Source organism: Aeromonas sp. QDB25 (assembly GCF_027707725.1).
In the GTDB taxonomy this organism is placed as follows: Bacteria; Pseudomonadota; Gammaproteobacteria; order Enterobacterales; family Aeromonadaceae; genus Aeromonas; species Aeromonas caviae.
Genome location: NZ_JAPCIZ010000003.1, coordinates 20028 through 41125, shown reverse-complemented (window position 1 = coordinate 41125; position 21098 = coordinate 20028). Strand labels below are relative to the sequence as shown.

At 64.9% G+C, this 21098-nt stretch carries 18 protein-coding genes; 16 read left to right on the top strand and 2 right to left on the bottom strand.

All coding sequences use genetic code 11. The features are described from left to right. Positions 1-61 precede the first annotated feature (61 nt). Complete coding sequence (locus PG883_RS01725; protein ID WP_041215416.1) at positions 62-2074, bottom strand: methyl-accepting chemotaxis protein; 2013 nt, start codon at positions 2072-2074, stop codon at positions 62-64. 256 nt (positions 2075-2330) lie between these two features. On the opposite strand from PG883_RS01725, the gene hinT reads away from it, so the two are divergent. The 10 genes from hinT to PG883_RS01675 all read left to right on the top strand — a co-directional run bounded on the left by hinT (position 2331) and on the right by PG883_RS01675 (position 12348). Then, on the top strand, positions 2331-2681 hold the full coding sequence (hinT, locus tag PG883_RS01720) for a purine nucleoside phosphoramidase (protein WP_010674343.1): 351 nt from the start codon (positions 2331-2333) through the stop codon (positions 2679-2681). Continuing rightward, positions 2681-4102: a COG3014 family protein gene (locus tag PG883_RS01715; protein ID WP_270806898.1), complete on the top strand. Its 1422-nt coding sequence runs from the start codon at positions 2681-2683 to the stop codon at positions 4100-4102. The genes hinT and PG883_RS01715 overlap by 1 nt, the downstream gene beginning before the upstream one ends. Before the next feature lie 68 nt (positions 4103-4170). Then, the gene (locus PG883_RS01710) at positions 4171-4569 is read left to right on the top strand and encodes a YcfL family protein (RefSeq protein WP_270806897.1); all 399 of its coding nucleotides are present in this window, start codon (positions 4171-4173) and stop codon (positions 4567-4569) included. Further along, on the top strand, positions 4569-5165 hold the full coding sequence (gene lpoB / locus PG883_RS01705; protein ID WP_010674346.1) for a penicillin-binding protein activator LpoB: 597 nt from the start codon (positions 4569-4571) through the stop codon (positions 5163-5165). Before PG883_RS01710 ends, lpoB begins: the two co-directional genes overlap by 1 nt. Then, entirely contained in the window at positions 5155-6018 is an 864-nt protein-coding gene (locus tag PG883_RS01700) for a phosphotransferase (protein WP_270806896.1), read from the top strand. Before lpoB ends, PG883_RS01700 begins: the two co-directional genes overlap by 11 nt. 51 nt (positions 6019-6069) lie before the next feature. Next, positions 6070-6930 carry a DUF6279 family lipoprotein gene (locus PG883_RS01695; protein ID WP_113070433.1) on the top strand — a complete coding sequence of 287 codons (861 nt, stop codon included), beginning with the start codon at positions 6070-6072 and terminating at the stop codon, positions 6928-6930. Between the two features lie 106 nt (positions 6931-7036). Next, positions 7037-7504, top strand: a complete 468-nt coding sequence (locus tag PG883_RS01690; RefSeq protein ID WP_041212852.1) for a hypothetical protein — start codon at positions 7037-7039, stop codon at positions 7502-7504. Between the two features lie 148 nt (positions 7505-7652). Further along, on the top strand, positions 7653-9455 hold the full coding sequence (gene secD / locus PG883_RS01685) for a protein translocase subunit SecD (RefSeq protein WP_029314367.1): 1803 nt from the start codon (positions 7653-7655) through the stop codon (positions 9453-9455). A 109-nt stretch (positions 9456-9564) separates the two neighbouring features. Continuing rightward, on the top strand, positions 9565-10479 hold the full coding sequence (gene secF / locus PG883_RS01680; protein WP_029314368.1) for a protein translocase subunit SecF: 915 nt from the start codon (positions 9565-9567) through the stop codon (positions 10477-10479). A gap of 249 nt (positions 10480-10728) precedes the next feature. Beyond that, entirely contained in the window at positions 10729-12348 is a 1620-nt protein-coding gene (locus PG883_RS01675; RefSeq protein ID WP_134996571.1) for a methyl-accepting chemotaxis protein, read from the top strand. Positions 12349-12402: 54 nt separating this feature from the next. Here the strand turns inward: PG883_RS01675 and PG883_RS01670 are convergent, their stop codons facing one another. Next, complete coding sequence (locus PG883_RS01670; protein ID WP_210556716.1) at positions 12403-13005, bottom strand: DUF924 family protein; 603 nt, start codon at positions 13003-13005, stop codon at positions 12403-12405. 206 nt (positions 13006-13211) lie between these two features. Between PG883_RS01670 and PG883_RS01665 the strand changes: the two genes are divergently transcribed. From PG883_RS01665 to PG883_RS01640, 6 genes are all read left to right on the top strand, one after another. Continuing rightward, the gene (locus tag PG883_RS01665) at positions 13212-14123 is read left to right on the top strand and encodes a DUF808 domain-containing protein (protein ID WP_041212856.1); all 912 of its coding nucleotides are present in this window, start codon (positions 13212-13214) and stop codon (positions 14121-14123) included. Positions 14124-14292: 169 nt separating this feature from the next. Further along, positions 14293-16083 carry a M3 family oligoendopeptidase gene (locus PG883_RS01660; protein WP_270806895.1) on the top strand — a complete coding sequence of 597 codons (1791 nt, stop codon included), beginning with the start codon at positions 14293-14295 and terminating at the stop codon, positions 16081-16083. 78 nt (positions 16084-16161) lie between these two features. Next, complete coding sequence (locus PG883_RS01655) at positions 16162-17970, top strand: M3 family oligoendopeptidase (RefSeq protein WP_270806894.1); 1809 nt, start codon at positions 16162-16164, stop codon at positions 17968-17970. Between the two features lie 184 nt (positions 17971-18154). Beyond that, positions 18155-18694 carry an alpha/beta hydrolase YcfP gene (gene ycfP, locus PG883_RS01650; RefSeq protein WP_005331594.1) on the top strand — a complete coding sequence of 180 codons (540 nt, stop codon included), beginning with the start codon at positions 18155-18157 and terminating at the stop codon, positions 18692-18694. Between the two features lie 74 nt (positions 18695-18768). After that, on the top strand, positions 18769-20061 hold the full coding sequence (locus tag PG883_RS01645; RefSeq protein ID WP_041212859.1) for an NAD(P)/FAD-dependent oxidoreductase: 1293 nt from the start codon (positions 18769-18771) through the stop codon (positions 20059-20061). Between the two features lie 378 nt (positions 20062-20439). After that, the gene (locus tag PG883_RS01640) at positions 20440-20757 is read left to right on the top strand and encodes a heavy metal-binding domain-containing protein (protein WP_010674360.1); all 318 of its coding nucleotides are present in this window, start codon (positions 20440-20442) and stop codon (positions 20755-20757) included. Positions 20758-21098 lie beyond the last annotated feature (341 nt).

Genomic DNA, 21098 nt, shown 5'->3' with positions numbered 1-21098 from the left:
GCATGCCAGTAAAAAACAAGGCCCCGCCAATGCGGGGCCTTGTCGTATCGGGTCGTGGCCATCAGGCACTGAGGCGGAAGCGCTGGACCAGCCCCTCCTGCTGCTCGGCAAGGGAGTCGAGCTGCTGGCTGGTCTCGGCGACCCGCTCTATGCCCTGATAGTTGAGATCCGAGATGTCGGAGATGCGGTTGAGGTTGGTGGCGATGTCGGCGCTGGTGGCCTGCTGCTGCTCGGCGGCGGAGGCTATCTGGCTTGACATGTCGCTGATGAGCACCACGATGCCCTGCACCTCTTCCATGGCGTTGTTGGCCTGGGAGCTCTGATCCACGCAACTGTCCATCTCGCGGGAGCACTCCTGCATCACGTTGACCGCCCGGGCGACGCCTTGCTGCAGGTTCTCGATCATGGTCTGGATTTCGCTGGTGGACTGGGCGGTGCGCCCGGCCAGGTTGCGCACCTCGTCGGCCACCACCGCAAACCCGCGTCCCTGCTCGCCGGCACGGGCCGCCTCGATGGCGGCGTTGAGGGCCAGCAGGTTGGTCTGCTCGGCGATGCCGCGGATGACGTCGAGGATGTTGCCAATCTGGCCGCTCATGGCGCTCACGTCGCCAATCACCTTGCCGGTCTGCTGCAGCTTGCCCGCGAGCTGGTGGGTGGTGGTGATGTTGCCTGCCATCACCTTGCGCCCCATCTCGGAGGCTTTCTCCACATCCTGCACCCGCTCCAGGGTCTGGTTGGCGGCCTGGGCCACCTCCCGCACCGAGGCCTCCATCTGGGTCATGGCGGCGGCGACCGAGGCGGTCTCCTGACGCTGTTTCTCCAGATCCGCCCGCACCGATTCGGTGGTGTGGCGGTTGTCGTGGGCGGCGCTGTTGAGCTGGGTCGAAGCCTGGGAGAGCTGCTTGAGCACATCCCCCATCTGGTGGATCAGCAGGTTGATCTGGCTGGCGAGCTGGCCGAATTCGTTCTGGCTCTTGAAGCCGACCCGCTGGGTCATGTCGCCTTGGGTCACCTCGGTCAGCACCCGCAGCAGCTCTTTCAGGGGGCGGCGGATGGCCTTGCCCAGGGTGAAGGCCACCAGGATGGCGACGAAGATGGCGATGGCGATGCTGATCCCCTGGGTCAGGGTACTCTGGGTCTGCACCCGATCGGAGGCCTGGATGCTGGCGTTCATCAGCTGCTGGCTCTGGGCGGTGATCCCCTCCAGCTTGTTCTGGATGCTGAGGATGAGCTGGCTCGCCTGCTTGCTCTGCTCGCGCATGGCCTGCTGCTGCTTCATCAGGGCCAGGTATTGGGAGAGCACGCCGTCATTGCCCGTGGTGTCGCGCACGAAGCCATGGACGTAGTGGCCCATGTTGTTGTCGAAGTCCTTGAGCTCCCCCTGGAGATCCTTGATGGTGCTGTTGAAGCCCTCGATCTGCATCTTGTTGCGCTTGAGCGCCGCCTCGATGGGGGCGGGGATGCTCTGGTTGAGGGCATCCATGGTGGAGAGCTCGATGGCGGAGAGCTTGGTGGTCAGGGTCTCGGAGAGCATCTTGATGAAGCTGTCGTCGATGGTGACCATCATGTCCCCCAGGTTCTTCTTGAACTGGGGCAGGCTGACCTGGAACTGGCCCTTGGCCTGATTGACCTTGTGCAGCCGGGTGAGCAGGGCCTCGTGTTCGCCGGGCAGGGTCTGGGTCAGTTGCAGGTAGTCATCCACCAGCTTGACGAGGGCAGTCATGTCCGCCTGCAACTGGGGATGAACCGCCACCTGCTGCTTGAGGCTGGCGACCATCTTGTCGACCTGGCCCTTGGCCTGTTGCAACTCGGCCACTTCCGCCGGCAGTTGCTTGAGATCCTGCTCGGTCAGCACGTCGGTGAGCCATTTGTTGGCGCTGAGCAGGCTTATCTGGGTCTGGCTGCTGGCGAGTACCAGCGGCATGGACTCCTGGGTCACCTGATCCAGGGCGCCGCTGAGTTCGCTCTGGCCGCGAAAGGTCAGTACCGCACTGGCGACCATGACGGCGACCAGGATGGCAAAGCCCAGATAGACTCTCTGTAGGATCGAGAGGTCTGACATTGTTTGTTTCATTATTGTCCCGCTGTCTGTGCAAAAGTCCCTTGCCTGAGTACCCCGTCCCTTTGATACCCTGCATGCCCCGAAGGGGATGCCGTTGTGGTTCGCGGGACGTCTCCTCGCTATCGGTATTCTTCACAATAACTGAAGCGATTGGGACAACGGCTGTGCCAAATGTCGGCTTGTGTCACACTTGGCGCGTTGCGGCGGCCTGTTTGGGAGCCGCTTGAGCTTTGTATTGAATTTTCTTTTTCCTATAAAGGAGTTACCCATGGCGCAAGAAACCATTTTCAGCAAAATCATCCGCAAGGAGATCCCCGCCGACATCCTTTATCAAGACGATCTGGTGACCGCGTTTCGCGACATCCAGCCCAAGGCCAAGACCCATATCCTGATCATTCCCAACGTGCTCATCCCCACCGTCAACGACGTGGAGCCGGATCACGAGCTGGCGCTGGGCCGGATGTTCACCGTGGCCCGCAAGCTCGCCAGCGACGCGGGCATCGCCGAGGACGGCTACCGCCTCATCATGAACTGCAACCGCCACGGCGGGCAGGAGGTCTATCACATCCACTTGCACCTGGTCGGTGGCGAGCCCCTGGGACCCCTGCTGAGCCTGTGATGCGCCTCGTCACGTCGACCGGCCTGCTGTTGGCCGGTCTGCTGCTGGGGGGCTGTGCCTCCCAGTGGAAAGACATGTTCGTCTCCTACTCGGATCAGATGGTGCCCCTGCGCAACCAGCTGCTGCTGGGCCATGCCGCCGAGGCCCTGCCCGAGGTGCGCGAATCGACCCCGGGGGACGACACCTTCGTGCTCGACCAGCTGGAGAAGGGGCGCATCGCCTGGCTGGCGGGTCAGGACGGCCCCAGCAAGCAGGCCTTTGCCGCCGCCGACAGCCGGCTTGTGTGGGAAGACAGTCAGGCCGAGTACCGCCTGAGCCAGGGACTGGCCCAGGCGGGCAGCCTGCTCACCAACGATCAGACCCTGGCTTACCAGGCGCCCGATTACGAGCGCACCATGCTGCACCACTATCTGGCGCTCAACTACTTGCAGCGCGGGGATGCCGACGGCGCCCTGGTAGAGGTGCGCCGTGCCAACCAGGTGCAGGAGCAGGCCCTTAAACGGCGGGCCGACGAGGTGCGCAAGGCCGCGCAGGAGGGGGCGCAGGAGGACGAAGCCGGGGAGATGCGCCAGCTGATGTCGCGCGGCGCCCCCGAGCTCGATCGCCTGATAGGCCAGGTGAAAAACGGTTTCCAGAACGCCTACACCTTCTATTTCTCCGGCGTGCTCTACGAGGCGGCCGGGGATCTCAACGATGCCTGGGTCGATTACCAGCGCGGCTACCAGATAGCGCCGGACAACCAGAGTCTGCAGGATGCCTTGCTGCGCCTGGCCCGGCTTCGCGGCTCTCCCGAGGAGCTCAAGGAGACCGAGCAACGGATGGGCCGCAAGGCGCCGCAGCCGGTCAAGGATGAAGGACAGCTTGTGGTGCTGTTTGAAGATGGCCTCATTCCGGCGCGCCGGGAGCTCTTCCTGCCGCTGCCCATCTCCACCTCCAGCGGCGATTTTCGTACCTTTACCGTGGCGGTGCCCTATTACGACAATCGGGCCAGCGACGGCGCCCCGCTTACCCTGTCGGTGGGCAAGGGGGTGGCGCAGACCAGCGAGCTGGTGAGGCTGGAGGCGCTGGCGGCCAAGGATCTGCAGGAGCGGCTGCCCGGCATGCTGACCCGACAGGCCCTGCGGCTGGTGGCCAAGGAGCATGTGCGGCGCACTGCCGCCAAGGAGGGGGGGGATGTGGGCAACATCCTGGTGGGGATCTTCAACACCCTCTCGGAGCGGGCGGATACCCGCAGCTGGCTGACGCTGCCCGCCAAGGCCTCGAGCTGGCAGGGGATGGTCCCGGCCGGGAACGTCACCCTGACCCTGGGGGCGGGCAGCGCCATGCGCACCCTGCCACTCAGCGTCCACGCCGGGCGCACCACCCTGGTGTGGGTACAGCGCCTTGGGAGCGGGCTCACGACCCGGGTGATGCCCCTCTAGGGGGAACCGGATATGGCAACTCAGATGAATGACCGGTCAGGCCGACGGCCACCGGCAAGGAGAGCAAGATGAAAGCACAAGGGTTGGCCCTGGGCCTGGTTCTGCTGCTGACGGGCTGTGCCACCAATACTTCCGGCGTGGCGCTCTATGGCGCGGCTGGTGCGGCGGCGGTGGCCGAGCAGCATCAAAACGTCAACGTCACCCTGACCGAGCTCAGCCGGCGCCAGCAGAACGGCCTGTTGCAGGTCAACGTGGCGGCGGCCAGCACCCAGCGTGGTGACAACACGCTGCAATATCTCTTCTACTGGTATGACGACGCGGGGCAGGAGGTGGCCAGCGATGGCCGCGGCTGGGCCCCCCTCAAGTTGCATGGCTACCAGACCCGTACCCTGTCCGCCCTGGCGCCGAGCCCGGCTGCACGGGGTTACCGGATTTACGTTCGCGAAGTGATGGAGGAATCCTACTGATGAAAATGAATCATGCCCTGCTGATCCTGACCGGCGCCCTGCTGCTGGGCGGCTGTTCCAGCACCACCGTCAGCTATGGCGATCCCACCGAGACCGAGACGGTGACCGTCGATTACGGCTCCTCCGACTTGCAGGCCATCGCCGACAAGATGGCGGATTCCATGCTGGCGTCCCCGGCCACCAGCGAGATCACCGCCGGGGGCCGCCCGGTGATGTTCATGGACTCCATCCGCAACAAGACCTCGGAGCACATCGACACCGAGGCCATCACCGACACTATCCGCACCAAGCTGCTGCGCTCGGGCAAGTTCCGCTTCGTGGACATGAGCAAGGTGGCGGCGGTCAAGCAGCAGCTCGAATACCAGCAGGGCAGCGGCATGGTGGATCCCGCCACCATGGTGCGGCTCGGCAAGCAGACCGGTGCCCGCTACATGGTCTATGGCAACCTCGCCAGCATCGTCAAGGACAACGGCAAGGTGAAGGACGTCTACTACCAGATGACCATGAACCTGATGGATGTGGAGAACGGCGAACTGCTGTGGGCCGATCAGAAAGAGATCCGCAAACAGGCCAAGAAGTCCACCTTTGGCTGGTGAGGACCCGCGGGGGCAGGGGGATCTGGCGGAGCTGGCACTCCTCGCCAGTCTGCCGGCGCCCTGGGATCAGGGGCGCCTTGAGCCGCTGGGCCAGGGCCTGACCAACGGCAACTACCGGCTCTGCCTCCCCACTGGCGAGCAGGCCTTCCTGCGCCGCGGTCATCCGGATCCGGTGCGCCTTGGCATCGACCGGGCCACCGAGTGGCAGCTCTACCAGGGGGCGGTGGGGCAGGGGCTGGCGTTGCCCTGTCATCACGGCGATCCCGCCACCGGCCTGATGCTGCTGGCGTGGTGCGACGAACCCAACTGGGCCGAGCAGGCGCCGCCTCTCGCCGCGCAACCCCGCCTGATGGCGGATGTGCTGGTGCGGCTGCACCGCCTGCCGGTGCCGACCGTGGTGATGGCGGTGCGGGCCCACAGCGGCGGTTATCGGCAGCGTCTGGCCCATATCCCTCCCTGGCTGCCCGCGCTGGAGCGGGCCCTGCTCGCGAGCCGGGAGCCGGACGACTGCTGGCTCCCTTGCCATCACGATCTCAATCCGGCTAACTTGTTGGGGTCGCGACCCTGGGTCATCGACTGGGAGTACGGCGCCGCCGGCCATCCAGGGTTCGAGGCCGCCAGCATTCAGCGCACCCACGGCTGGAGCGAAGAGCAGCGGTGCCAGTTGGAGAGCTGCTATCTTGAAGCCATGGACGGGGCACCGACGGGGCTGGGGCCCCGGGGATTCCAGGCCGATGCCTTCCTGCCCTGGGTCGATTACATCGGCCTGCTGTGGGCGCTGCTGATGGCCGAACAGCAACCCGGGCCCGAGTATCAGGCCCTGATCGACATCAACCGCCAGCGCCTGGAGTGATGCCCGGCAACGGCTCGCGCGACGCGTGTATTCAATGAATGGGAGGCATGCATGGTGACCACATTCTCATGGCGTCAACCGCGTAGCTGGAGCCTGCTGCTGCTCTGCCTGCTGCTGACGGGTTGCGCCACCCGGGTGATCTACTACTGGCTCGACTCGGCCATCGTCTGGCAACTGGACGACTACTTCTCCCTGGATCGCAGCCAGAAGAAGCTGCTGGACCAGGAGGTGAAGGGGCTGATGGCCTGGCACCGGCAGCATGAGCTGCCCATCTATGCCCGGGATCTCGATGCCCTGGCCAAGGCGGTGGCCAGCCCCATGAGCCCGGCCCAGGTGACCCTGCATCTGGACAGAACCCAGGCGAGCCTGACCCGCACCCTGGAGAACGCCATTCCCCGCACGGTGCGCCTCGCCAAGACCCTGACCGACGATCAGGTGGCTCGCTTCATGGCCGATCGGGTGAAGCGCCAGCAGGAGCGCCAGCACGATTTTGCCACCCAGTCGAAGGCCGAGATGATCAAGGGATTTCGGGAGAAGATGAACGAGCGCCTGGTGTTCTGGATTGGCAAGGTGAAGCCGGCCCAGGAGCCTCTCATCACGCAGTGGGCCGAGTGGCAATACGAGATGATGGCCCCCTGGCTCGACTTTCAGGAGGCCTGGACCAAGGAGCTGGAGCGGCTGATGAAGCAGCGCCAGAGCCCGGATTTCGGCCAGGAGCTGACCCGCTTGCTCCAGCAGGGGGACGGCCTGATGGATGGCCGCTTCACCGGCTACACGGACCAGTCCCGCCAGCGCACCATCCAGTGGCTGAGCGATCTCAGCCACTCCATGGATCTATCCCAGCGGGCCCACCTCTACACCCTGCTCAAGGACTATGCCGAGGACTTCGAGGGCATGACCCGCAGCCGTTGAGGACGCGGTGAGACAACACAAGGGCGGCGGGCCCCGGGCCTGCCGCCCTTGTTCTTGTGGGGCAGGCTGTGGTAGCTTGCCCTTTCTATTGTGTGGGAATTAACTTTTGAACCTGACCGACAACGTGAAACTGGCGGCGATGACCCTGCTCATTACCCTCGCACTGTTGTTCTCTACCCTCTCGGTGGAGGGGGTCAAGGTACCCGCGTTCCAGCCCTCGGCCCAGCAGGCCCACTCGCTGGCGGAGGGGGCGGCACCTGCCGACGCAAGCCCGGCGGCCCACGGCGTCAGCGGCAGTGACGATGGCATCGTCAAGTTCGTCGGCTCCCACCAGAATCACCTGCTGCGCCTCGAGCACTCCCTGAGCCGCGATCATCAGCCCGGCAGCGTGGTCTACGAGCTGGTGATGAGCTGGTCCCAGCAGGCGATCCTGCTGCTGCTGTGCGGCCTGCTGTTCTATGCCGCCCTCTTCTACCCGGGGACGAGCTTTCGCGATCACTTCGCCGGCATTCACAGGCGCCGCCTGCAGCGCCGGCATCTGCAGTACCGCTTCGCCCAGAGCTTCCTCGCCTGACCCCGATGGGGTCAGCTTGCCACCTGTTGCCTCATCTTCTCTCTGTTGCTGTTCACTTTTAGTGAACGGTTAGGCTGTCTTGTTTCATTTTTTTGCACGGCGCGACCCCGGTGTCGCCCCTTGCCATCGCCTGACAGAGGCCGATTTCATGAGAAAAAAGAGTCATACCGTGTTGAACCGCATGAGCCTGTGGCAGTACGCCCTGTTGCTGCTGATGCTGGTCACGTTCGCGTTCTATTCCCTGCCCACCTTCTTCGGTGAGCAGCCCTCCCTCGGTCTGCACGGCCAGTCGCGCCTGAGCGACGCGCAGCGCACCCTGCTGGCCGAGAACCACATCGACCCCCTCAAGCAGATCGCCCAGGGTGGCCGGATGGCGCTGGTGTTCGCCAGCCAGGGGGAGCAGCAACTGGCCAAGCAGTTGCTGGAGCAGCAGGGGCTGGACAGCGCCGCCCTGACCCTGGAGTTCTACTCCAACGCCCCGGCCTGGATCAGCCGGCTCGGCGCCGATCCCATCAAGCTCGGGCTGGACCTGCGCGGTGGCTCCCAGCTGCTGATCGGGGTGGACGTGGATTTTGTCATCGACAACCAGACCAAGAACCTGGTGGATACCCTGCGCACCCGTTTTCGCGAGGCCAACCTGCGCGGCGCCAGCGTGATGCGCACCGCCCAGGGGAGCGTGGCCGTCACCCTGCCCGACGTGGCGGGGCAGGAGGCCTGGCTCTCCATCATCAAGGAGAGTGCCGGTACCCGCCAGGATCAGTGGACACTGAGCCGCTCCGGCAATGCACTGACCCTGGTGCTGAGCGACGCCGAGCGCACCTTGCTGGTGAACAACGCCGTGACCCAGAACCTGTCGATCCTGAAAAAGCGGATCAACGAGCTCGGCATCGTCGAGGCCTCGGTGGTGCGTCAGGGGCAGGACGGCATCCGCATCGAGCTGCCGGGGGTGCACAACCCCAAGCAGGCGAAAGAGGTGATCGGCGCCACCGCGTCCCTGGCCTTCTATGAAGCCAAGGCCGACAGCCGCTTCTTCATGGCGGATCGCAGCGGCCAGGCAGTGGGGCTGGCCCGCCAGCCGGTGCTGAGCGGCGAGCACATCGTCGATGCCCGCGCCAACATGGGGGAGATGGGGCAGCCCCAGGTCAACATCGTGCTCGACACCCTGGGGGGGAGCAAGATGAACCAGTTCAGCCGCCAGCACGTGGGCAAGCCCATGGCCACCGTCTTCACCGAGTACAAGACCAACGCCGAAGGCAAGCTGCGCGCCCGAAGCGAGGTGATCAACGTCGCCACCATCCAGACCGCCCTTGGCAACCAGTTCCGCATCACCGGGATTGGCAGCCTGCCCGAGGCCCAGGAGCTTGCCATGCTGCTGCGGGCCGGGGCCCTCACCGCGCCGCTGAAGATCCTGGAGGAGCGCAGCATAGGCCCGACCCTGGGTCTGCAGAACATCGAGGCGGGCTTCACCGCCCTGGCGTTCGGCATGGCGGGCATGATGCTGTTCATGATGGCCTGGTATCGCAAGTTCGGCTGGGTCGCCATCACGGCGCTGGTTGCCAACCTGCTGATGCAGGTGGGGATGCTGGCGGTATTGCCGGGGGCCGTGCTGACCCTGCCGGGGATCGCCGGTCTGGTGCTCACCGTCGGCATGGCGGTGGATACCCATGTGCTGATTTTTGAGCGGATCAAGGACCGGCTGCGGGAAGGGGGTTCGTTGGCCAACGCCATCGACTTTGGTTATCGCTCGGCGTTTCGCACCATCTTCGATGCCAACATCACCACCCTCATCTGCGCCGTGGTGCTCTATGCCATCGGTTCCGGGCCGCTGCAGGGCTTCTCCATCACCCTGATCCTGGGGCTCATCTCCAGCATGGTGACCGGCATCTGGGGCACCCGCGCCATCATCAACCCCCTGTGGGGCAACAGCCGCGCCAAGCTGCTGAGGGTATGACCATGAACCGACTTCATCACCATGACGCCGCGCCCGTGAGTCTGCATGACCTGCGCACCGACCGCTTCCTGCCGGGAAGCCTGAACCACCTGACGTCGAGGGAAGAACAATGCTGAGAATGATCCTGGCCATGGGGCTGACCCGCTGGCGCTATATCGGGCTGTGGGCCTCCGTGCTGCTGACCCTGGCCTGCGTGGCCGTCCTTGCGACAAAAGGGCTCGCCCTCGGGCTCGATTTCACCGGCGGGATCCTGCTGGAGTTTCGCATCCAGACCCTGAAGGAGGCCCATGAGCTCAACGCTCTGCTGACGGCGCCCCTGGCGGGGGTGGTGGAGCTGCACGGCGCCGGTGTGCCCGGCGAGTGGCTCATCAAGCTGCCCCCCCACGCGCTGCCCTGGGCGGCGGAGGATCTGGCGACCATGCTGGGGCAGCAACTCGCCCTGCCGGTGGAGCTCTTGCGCACCACCATCGTCGGGCCCCAGGTGGGCGCGGAGCTGTTCCAGCAGGGGATGCTGGCGGTGCTGGTGGCCTCGCTCGCCATCTCCGCCTACCTGGCGGTGCGCTTCGAGTGGCGCCAGGCCATCGGCATCCTGGTGTCGGTGTTGCACGATGGTCTGGTGGCCATCGGGCTGCTCGCGCTCTTTGACATCGAGTTCGACCTCAACGTCATCGCGGGCCTGATGGCGGTGATAGGCTACTCCCTCAACGACAGCATCGTCATCTCGGACCGGTTGCGGGACTTGCTGGGGTCTCGTACCCGCATGGGGATCCACGAGTGCTCGGACGTGGCCATCAAGGCCACCTTCAGCCGCACCATGATCACCTCGGGCACCACCCTCTTCACCGTGGGGGCCCTGCTCCTGTTCGGCGGCGACGCCCTCTACGGCTTCTCCTTCACCCTGTTCGCCGGCATCCTGGTGGGGACGCTCTCCTCCATCACGGTGGCCTCCACCGTGCAGGAGCTGCTGGGGCTCTCCCCCCAGGCCTACCAGAAAAAAGAGGAGGAGCTGGCCGAGGCGGCGTGACCGGCGAGCGCCCTGTCACGGGGCTCATGGGCGGCCAGTGCGGCCGCCCCGGGCAAAAAAGGAAGGCGAATGCCTTCCTTTTTCCATTCTGCCAGAGGGGGGCGGCGGTCCCGAAGGCCGGGTTGGGGCGGCGGGTGTGACGCGGCCGAGCAGAAGTTGAAAAGTGTAATGAAATGCATGTTTTAGGCGCTATTTTCGGGGCCCGCATCGGCTACCCTGGCAGGGAGTCTATGGATGGAGTAAGCACTCATGAATATCGCTCGTCGGCTTCAACTCATTGCCCTGCTGGTCATGCTGGCCCTGGGGTGTCTCAGCTGGTTCAGTATCAGCAGACTCTCCTCCGCCAATGCGGATCTCAGCTATGTAACAGACAACACAGTCCCCAGCATTTCCACGATCAAGGAGATACAAACAGACTTCTACGCCCTGCATTCATTGATCCAGGCGCACGTGCTCAACACCGACGACGGCAAGATGAGTCAGATAGAGCAGAGCATTGCATCCCTTCACACCAAGATGGACGCCCTGCTGAGCCAGTATGAAAGCGGGATGATCTCCAATGAGGAGGACAGGCAGCTCGTCGCCGATGATCGGCGCCTGGTTGCCCAGTACGGCAAGGCCTCTGAAGACGTCCTGCGCCTGTCCCGCGAGAACAAGAATGTGGAGGCCAGAGAGGCGATCGACACGGAGCTTGCCCCCTTGTTTGAGCAGCTTTCCCAGGCCATCGACAAGCACGTCCACTTCAACATCCAGCAAGGTGACGCCGTCAAGCTGCGAGGCGAGCAGAATGCCGATAGCAGCATGCAGGCCCTGTTGTTCATCTCGGTGGGCGCGGGGGCCCTCACGCTGGTGCTCTTTCTCTGGCTGTTCAGGCAGGTCGCCAATCCCCTCCGTCTGGCCATGGCGACCCTGTCCGAGATCCAGCGCGACCTGAACTTCACCCTGCGGGCCAATGTGAGCCAGCAGGACGAGATCGGCCAGACGCTGACGGCGGTCAACCGCCTGCTGGACACCTTGCAGCAGACCTTCACCGAGTTCTCAGTGGGCAGCCTGCAGATCAAGAGCACGGCAGAGTCCCTTTCCCAGGCGGCCCAGCACATGGCGGAGTCGGCGAGTCAGGCCAATGACGCCACCAGCCTTATCGCCGCCGGGGTGGAGGAGATGAGCGTGAGCATCACGGACATCTCCCAGCGCACCCAGGAGACCAGCCGCATCACCAATGAATCCGGCAAGCTCGCCAGTGACGGCGGGGCCACCATAGAGCGCACTGTGCTCGCCATCAACGACATCGCCGACGCCATTCGTCAGGCCTCCCGCGATGTGACGGCGTTGGGGGAGGGGATCTCCCGCATCGGTGGGGTGGTGAACGTCATCAACGATGTGGCGGGGCAGACCAACCTGCTGGCGCTCAACGCCGCCATCGAGGCGGCGCGGGCCGGTGAGCAGGGACGCGGCTTTGCGGTGGTCGCCGACGAGGTGCGCAAGCTGGCGGAGCGGACGGCCCAGTCGACCCAGGAGATCTCAAGGACGGTGGAGGCTATCCAGCAAGGGTCCGAGGCCACGGTGGCCAGAATGGTCCTGGTGGAGGAGAAGGTGGCGCAAGGGGTGGCCATGGCGACGGAAAGCGGGGCCATCATCACCCAGATCCGCCAGGCCTCCCATCGCGTCATGGATCAGGTCGGCGAGATCACCCTGGCCATCCGCGAGCAGACCTCGGCGGCGGAATCCATCGCCCTCCAGGTCGAGCAGATAGCCCAGGTGGTGCAGCAGACCAGCAGCACGGCGGAGGAGACCTCCGCCGCCGCAGAGGAGCTGAACGTGACCACGGAGAATATCCATCAGCAGATCTCCCGCTATCGCATCCAGTGAGGTGCGGATCGGTTGTTCTCTCCCCGCCATGCCCATGGCGGGGATTTTTTTATGTCAGAATCCCGAACCGGGTTGTTGCAGGAAGGCGGCCTCTTCCTCCGTGCTCGCCCTGCCCAGGATGGCGTTGCGGTGGGGGAAGCGGCCAAAGCGCTCGACGATCACCTGGTGGCGCCGGGCAAAGTCGGCAAAGCCTTCGAAGGTGGCCCGGGCCGGGCCTGTGGCCTGCTCGTCGGCCAGGGCCTCGAACAGGGCGACGCTTCTGGCCTGCTGCTCTCTGGACTCCGCGTGCTCGAGGGGCAGATAGAAGAAGACCCGGGCCAGCGGCGAGAGCCCCTTGTCGACCCCGAGGGTGAGCCCCTTGAGGCACAGCGCCCTGGCCTTGTCGTCCTGGGCGAAGGCGGCGGGGGTGTGGCGGTGAAGGTTTCGCGGCAGCTGGTCCAGCAGCAGGATGAGGGCCAGGCGCCCTGCGGGATCGCCCTCCCAACGGGCGAGCTCGCCCGCTGCGGCACGGGCCGCCAGTTCGCCGAAGCGTGAGGCCAGCAGGGCATCGGTCTCGCTGCTCTTGCCCCACCAGAGGGGGGCCTGACGGGCGGCACGGGGAGCGTCGTCTGCGTCATCGCCAAACCAGAAATCGAGCAGAGGTTGCCAGGGTTGCATGGGAACTCCTTGGGCCGGTGGCCGTGAGGTGAAAACGGAGCAGGGGATCTGCCATGGGGGGCTGCCGCCGTGGCGGCTTCCCGTTACACTGTGCCATCTTTTGCCCCAAAGGGTGATCCCCGGATGGGCCCGTGGTCCCCTGACCCCCTCATCACCCTGACCGGGGCAGCCCGGATGTGTCCCACTCAATAGAAGGAATGCCAGATATGGCCGGAGCCAGTTTGTTGACCCTGCTCGATGATATTGCCAGCGTGCTCGATGATGTCGCCCTGATGACCAAGGTGGCGGCGAAGAAGACGGCCGGGGTGCTGGGGGACGATCTCGCCCTCAATGCAGAGCAAGTCTCCGGGGTGCGGGCCGAGCGTGAGCTGCCGGTGGTGTGGGCGGTGGCCAAGGGGTCGTTTCGCAACAAGCTCATCCTGGTGCCTGCCGCCATCGCCATCAGTGCTCTTATCCCCTGGCTCATCACCCCGCTCCTGATGCTGGGGGGGGCCTACCTCTGTTTCGAGGGGGCGGAGAAGCTGGTCCACAAGTTCCTGCCCCACGAGGAAGAGGCGCATCAGGCGGCGCCGGTGCCCGAGGATCTGGCGGCCTATGAGCGCCAGAAGGTAAAGGGGGCCATTCGCACCGATTTCATCCTCTCGGCGGAGATCATCGTCATCGCCCTCGGCACCGTGCAGGGGTCGAGCCTGGGCCTGCAGATCGCCGTGGTGGCGGGCATCGCCCTGCTGATGACCGTCGGGGTCTATGGCCTGGTGGGGCTCATCGTCAAGCTCGACGACATCGGTCTGCACCTGCTGCAAAAGCCCGATGGCGGCGCCGTGCGCCGGGCGGTGGGGCAGGGGCTGCTGGTGACGGCGCCCCGTCTGATGCACCTGCTTGCCCTGGTGGGCACCATCGCCATGTTCATGGTCGGCGGCGGCATTCTGGTCCATGGCTGGCCCTTCCTCCATCATCTCATCGAAGGGACGGCGGACACGGTGGCCGCCCTGCCCGGGGTCGGCGGGGTACTGGCCGTGGTGACGCCCACCCTGCTGAGCGCCTTGGCCGGCGTGGTGGCAGGGCTGGTGCTGGTGGTGGCCATGACCCTGGTGAGCAAGCTTCAGCCCGCCAAATAGGTCGCTTGTCGGGGGAGGGCCGACAGGGGCCGTCGCACCCGGGGGCGCTCTTCTGCCGGTTGCCTCGAATGGGGGCTAGGCAAGTGCCTGGCCCCCTTCGTACTATCCGGTTTCACCCGCCCGCAGAGGCGGGGTGACCCGATATGGACGCAAACAGACAAGGACAACCATGAAACCACCCGTTTGGCGAGATGATCACATCTATGCCGCCCCCGACGATCCTGCCATCGAGGCCGCCTTCCAGGAGGCTGCCCGCGCCCTCACCCGGCTTGACGCCCTCCTGGCGGACCTGCCGGATCCCGCCCATCCCGTTGCGGATGCCAATGCCCTGCGCCACCTGCTGCGGGCCATCCGCCGCGAGGCCAACGGGGTGAAGAGCCTGGCCTGGAACAGTCAGGTCTATGGTTACAACCGGCTGAGCCAGAACGGGCGCGACGAGGAGGCCCGGGTACTGCTCTCCCGGGGCCAGCAGCTGGAGGCGACCCTGGCCCAGCGCAGCAAGCCGGTGGACCTGTTCTGGGTTCGCGCCCCCAAGTCACTGGTGCGCACCCTGCTGCAAGATCCCGAACTCTTCGAGCTGGCCTACCACATCCATCACGACAGAGCGCAGCAGGATCAGTGGCTTTCGCTCGAGAGCGAGCAGCTCATCGAGGGGTTGGCGGTAGACGGCCTGCAGGGGTGGGGGGATCTCTACGACAACCTGGTGGGGCGGCTGCTGCCGGTGGTGGAGGGGGTGCCCATGGGGCTTGCCCAGGCGGACAACCTGCTCGCCCACCCGGACAGGGCGCGGCGCGCCAGTGCCTGGCACGCCATCCAGGGCGCCTGGGAGGCGGAGCAGGAGACGGTGACCGCCATTCTCAACGCCATCAACGGCTGGCGCAACGAGCTCGGCCACCAGCGTGGCAAGGGGCGCAGGCTGGATGCCCTCGAGGTCACCTGCCATCAGGAGCACATCACGGGCGCGACCCTGGAGACCCTGATGGCGGCGGCCGGGGAGCACAGGGAGCTCGGGCGCCGCGCCTTGCGGGCCATGGCCTGTGCCCAGCAGATCACCGACTTCGCCCCCTGGGATCTCTTTGCTCCGGCGCCTCAGGCCGTACACGGCAAGTTCGGCTTCGAGCAGGCGCTGAATCTGGTGATGGAGGCCTTTGCCGCCTTCGATCCCGAGATGGGGGCGTTTGTCCGCATGATGGCCGACAAGGGGTGGATCGATGCCGCCCCGAGCGAGCACAGGCGAAGCGGCGCCTATTGCACCGAGTATGCCGATCCGCCCGAGCCAAGGGTCTTCCTCACCTTCGAGGGGACCATGGACAACGTCATCACCCTGGCCCATGAGCTCGGCCACGCCTGGCACAGCTGGTTGCTGCGGGATCTTCCCTTCGAGCAGCGGGGCTACCCCAAGACGCTGGCGGAGACCGCCTCCCTCTTTGCCGAGATCCTGGTGCGTGATGCCCTGCTGGCCGCCACCGACAAGGTGGAGCAGCGCCGGGCCATCGCCTGGCTGGACGGGGAGCGGGCCGCGAGCCTGCTCCTCGACATCCCCGCCCGCTTTGCCTTCGAGCGCGCCCTGGTGACGGCGCGGGAGGCGGGTTACGTGGGGACGAGCCAGATGCGGGAGATGATGAAATCGGCGCAGCAGCAGTGCTATGGTGACGCCCTCAGCCAGTATGACGAGCTGTTCTGGGCCAGCAAGGGTCACTTCTCCATCGCCGAGTCCGGGTTCTACAACTACCCCTATCTGTTTGGCTATCTCTTCAGCCTGGGGCTCTATGCCCAGCATGCGCGGGCCGGGGGCGAGTTTGTGCCCGCCTATCGCGCCCTGCTGCGAGATACCGGCCGCATGAGCGCCGAGGCGCTGGTGGAGAAGCACCTGGGGGTCGACATCCGCGAACCCGGGTTCTGGCAGGAGAGCCTGCGCTATGTGGAAGAGGCGGTGGTGCGCCTCGAGCGGCTGGTGTGATGCCTGCCCGCGAAGGTGGTGGCTCTGGCCACCTGGATTTCACGACGGGCCAGGCCCGTCCCTGACGATGAGCGTTCGATGCAACAACGAGTCTATCCACAGCAGTGGCAAAATGATCACATCTACCCCTCCCTCGACAGCAGTGTCCTCGAGGCGGACATGAGCCTGGCCCGCGCCAGCCTGGCCGAGCTGAGCGGTTTCATCGAGAGACTGGCCCTGGTTCCTCGCACCCCAGGCGCTTTGCTGGACTTCCTCAGGGAGGTACGCCTGCGGGCCCGGCGCATTCGCGACATCGGCTGGAACATCGCCGTGCTGGCCGCCTGCAAGGGGAGCCAGGACGCCCGGGATCCCCTCGCCAAGCAGGTTGCCTCCCGGGCCCGTGCCCTCAATGCGGATCTGTTCAAGACGCTTGCCCCCATCGAAGATCTGATGCTGGGGCTGCCTGCGCCCGAGTTTGAGCAACTGATGGCCGACCCCCTGCTCGGGGAGGAGGGGTACCGGCTGCGCCACGAGCGCCGCCTGCAGGATCAGCGGCTGCCGGTGGAGGCGGAGCAGCTGGTCATCGGCCTTGGCACCGACGGCCTGCACGCCTGGGGCAACCTCTACAACGATCTGGTGGGCAAGATAAGGCTGGTGATCGCGGGTCGCGAGATGGGGCTGGCGGAGGCGAGCAACCTGCTCTCCAGCCCGGATCGGGCCCTGCGCAAAGAGGCCTTCGATGCCATCAGCGCCGGCTGGGAAGGGGAGCAGGAGACGGTGGCGGCCATCCTCAACGCCCTCAACGGCTGGCGCCTGGAGCTCTCGCGCCAGCGCGGCAAACACCGGCGCCTCGATGCCCTGGATCTCTCCTGCCACCAGAGCCACATCGAGCGGGCGACCCTGGATACTCTGATGGCGGAGACCTGGCAGGCCCGTCATCTGGGCCAGCGGGCCCTGGGGCTGATGGCCGGTCACCTCGGCCTCGAGGTGCTGGGGCCGGAGGATCTCTTTGCGCCGCCCCCTGCCGCCAGCCGCCGGGAGATCCCCTTCGAGGAAGCGGTCGACATCATCGCCCAGGCCTTCGCGCGCTTTGACCCCGAGATGGGGGACTTTGCCCGCATGATGGCCGAGCGCGGCTGGATTGATGCCGCCCCCACCCCCAACCGGCGCACCGGGGCCTATTGCACCAAGTTTGCCGAGCCGGTGGAGCCGCGGGTCTTCATCACCTATGCGGGCACCATGGACAACGTCATCACGCTGGCCCACGAGCTCGGTCACGCCTGGCACAACTGGCTCATCCGAGACTTGCCCATGAGCCAGCGCAGCTACCCCATGACCCTCGCGGAGACCGCCTCCATCTTCGCGGAGACCCTGGTGCGTAGCGCCCTCTACGAGCAGGCCCGAAGCGCCGAGGAGCGTCTGGCCATCGCCTGGGCGGATGCCGATGGCGCCGCCACCTTCCTGGTCAACATCCCGGCCCGCTTCGACTTCGAGCGGGCCCTGGTGGCCGAGCGCGAGCAGGGCTATGTGTCGTCGGCCCGGCTCAAGGGGCTCACCGACGAGGCCTGGGGACGCTGGTACGAGCAGAGCCTCGACCGCTATCACCCCCTGTTCTGGGCCGCCAAGGCGCACTTCTCCATCGCGGGCTTCGGTTTTTACAACTACCCCTACCTCTTTGGCTATCTGTTCAGCCTCGGGGTCTATCAGCAGCTGATGAGCCGCCAGGCCGCAGGGGAGGAGGGGGTGGCGAAGGCCTACCGCGCCCTGCTGCGAGACACAGGTCGCATGAGCGCCGAAGAGCTGGTCGAACGGCATTTGGGGCAGGACATTCGAAAACCCGCCTTCTGGCAGGGGAGCCTGGCCCTGGTGGAAGCGGCGGTGGCGCGCTTCGCCCAGTGCGGCGGGTAACCTCGCCAGACCCGGTTTGCGCCATGTCCCGCCGGGGCATGGCGCTGCCACAGCCGCCCCGACGCGCGGTTTGGTTGCCCGAAGGGGCGTGATCCAAAGCAAGAAAGTGGGATGTTTTGGTGGCGCAAGGCCCTGTCGCTGGGGTAGTTTCGATAGAACCGACACAGTTTTTGAGGTCTTGTCCATGATCATCTATCTGCATGGCTTTGATGCCACCAGCCCCGGCAATCATGAAAAAGTGCTGCAGTTGCAGTTTATCGATGATGATGTGCGTTTCGTGCACTACAGCACGGTTCACCCCCGCCACGACATGAGCCACCTGCTCAAGGAAGTGAAGAAGCAGCTCGACATGAGCACCGATCCCAAACCCCTCATCTGCGGCGTGGGCCTGGGTGGCTACTGGAGCGAGCGGATCGGGTTTCTGTGCGGTATCAAGCAGGTGGTCTTCAACCCCAACCTGCACCCGGAAGAGAACATGCAGGGCAAGATCGACAGGCCGGAAGAGTACGAGGACATCGGCACCAAGTGTGTAACCGAATTTCGTAATAAAAATTCAGGAAACTGCCTGTGCATCCTTTCCGTTCAGGATGAAATCCGCGATAATCGGGACACTGAACGTGAATTGAAGAACTATTACGACATCGTATGGGATGAGCGCGAGACCCATAAGTTCAAGAACATCTCGCACCATCTGCAACGGATGAAGGCCTTCAAAGAAGCCTGAGCCATCACGTCAACCGATTTCGTTTTAGGGAGCCAATGGCTCCCTTTCGTTTTGAGGAACCAAGGAAAATCATCATGATGAATATTGTCGTTGTAGGCGGTGGCGCCGGTGGTCTCGAGCTTGCGACCAGCCTGGGCCGCAAGCTGGGCAAGAAGAACAAGGCCAGGATCACCCTGGTGGATCGCAATCGCACCCACCTGTGGAAGCCCCTGCTGCACGAAGTGGCCACCGGCTCCATGGATGCGGGCATCGATGCCCTGAGCTACCAGTCCCACGCCAAGAACCACGGCTTCGAATTCCAGCTCGGCAGCCTGACCGACATCAAGCGCGACGAGAAACGCATCGTGCTGGCCCCCATCCACGACGAGAGCGGCGCCCTGGTGGTCAACGAGCGGGAAGTGGCTTACGACATTCTGGTGATGGCCATCGGCTCGGTCTCCAACGACTTCAACACCAAGGGCATCAAGGATCACTGCATCTTCCTGGACAGCCCCTCTCAGGCGCACCGCTTCTACAACAGCATGATGAACCGCTTCCTGCAGTTCGCCACCGAATACCAGCCCGGTGACAAGGTGAAGATCGCCATCGTCGGCGGCGGCGCCACCGGCGTCGAGCTCTCCGCCGAGCTCTACAACGCGGTGGAGCAGCTCTACGCCTACGGCTTCAAGAACCTCACCACCGACAGCCTCAAGGTGACCCTGGTGGAAGCGGGCCCCCGCATCCTGCCGGCCCTGCCGGAGCGCATCAGCGGCTCCGCCCATCAGGAGCTGGTGAAGCTGGGCGTGGACGTGCGCACCGCCACCATGATCACCGAGGCCACCGCCGAGGGCCTGCACACCAAGGATGGGGAGCTGATTGAAGCAGACCTCATGGTGTGGGCCGCGGGCATCAAGGCGCCGGACTTCATGAAGGAGATCGCGGGCCTGGAAACCAACCGCATCAACCAGCTGGTGGTCCACGAGACCCTGCAGACCACCCGGGACGAGAACATCTTCGTCATCGGTGACTGCGCCGCCTGCCCGCAGCCGGACGGCAAGTTCGTGCCGCCCCGCGCCCAGTCCGCCCACCAGATGGCGACCCAGGCGTTCAAGAACATCCTGGCCAAGATGAACGGCGGCGAGATGAAGCCCTACCGCTATCACGATCACGGCTCCCTGGTCTCCTTGAGCCGCTTCTCCACCGTGGGCAGCCTGATGGGCAACCTGATGCGGGGCTCCATGATGGTGGAGGGTTACATCGCCCGCATCGTCTACATCTCCCTCTACCGGATGCACCAGGTGGCCCTGCACGGCTACATCAAGACCGGCCTCATCATGCTGGTGGGCCGCATCAACCGGGTGCTGCGCCCGAGCATGAAGCTGCACTGAGTGCATGGCGGCTGCCGTTGCGAACATCAGAAAGGAGAGGCTTGCCTCTCCTTTTTTTATGGCCGACGCGGGTCGCTCCTGGCAGCGCCTGCCGCCGTTCAGGGCGAAGACGCAGAGGGCCGGTGCAGCTGCCGTCGTGTCTGCATCATCAAGGCCCCGCTTTCATCGTGGCCGGAAGCCCTCTCCCCAGCACCGGTGCCCAAGGTCGCTGTGCGGGGGAAAGTGGCATGACACAGGCCCTATGGATGGCTCCTTGATGAACCTGGCGGGCGCTGTGCTTGAAGCCCCTGACCACGCCGGGCTTATGCTTTGGCCAGCGCCTTGCTACCATGACGGCAACGGTGCTTCGCGCACCCAGCCCAACTCACAGGAGACCTCATGATCCTCTCAACCACCCCCACCCTGGAAGGCAAGACCATTCGCGAGTACCGCGGCATCGTCGTGGGCGAAGCCATCCTCGGCGCCAACATCTTCAAGGATCTGTTCGCCGGCATCCGCGACATCATCGGCGGTCGCTCCGGCGCCTACGAAAAAGAGCTGGCCCGGGCCCGGGAGATCGCCTTCGAGGAGCTCAAGGAGCGTGCCCAGGCGCTGGGGGCCAACGCCGTGGTGGGCATCGACATCGACTACGAGGTGGTGGGCCAGAACGGCAGCATGCTGATGGTCAGCATCAGCGGCACCGCCGTGGTGATCTAGCCCGCCAGTGCCCGGCCCTGCATGGCCAAACGCCCCGTCACAAGCCGACCCCGAGGTCGGCTTTTTGTTGGGTGTGACGCGCAAAGGTGGGTGCAAGTGAGTGGGGCTCAAGGCCTGAACGTATCGAATGCCCCGATGGTTCTGGGCTGGCCGGGAATGAGAGAAAAAGCGGCCCGGCCCGGAGAAGGTGCGGGAACATGGGGGGGGCACAGGGCCTGAAGGTCGGCAAAGTTGTTCAATTTTACTATTCGATAATGAGTTATCGTTTGATATGTCTAAACAAAAAATGACCTGTCAGGGGTCGTAGAGCCCAGGTCGGGACGAACATGGCGAGGTGCAGG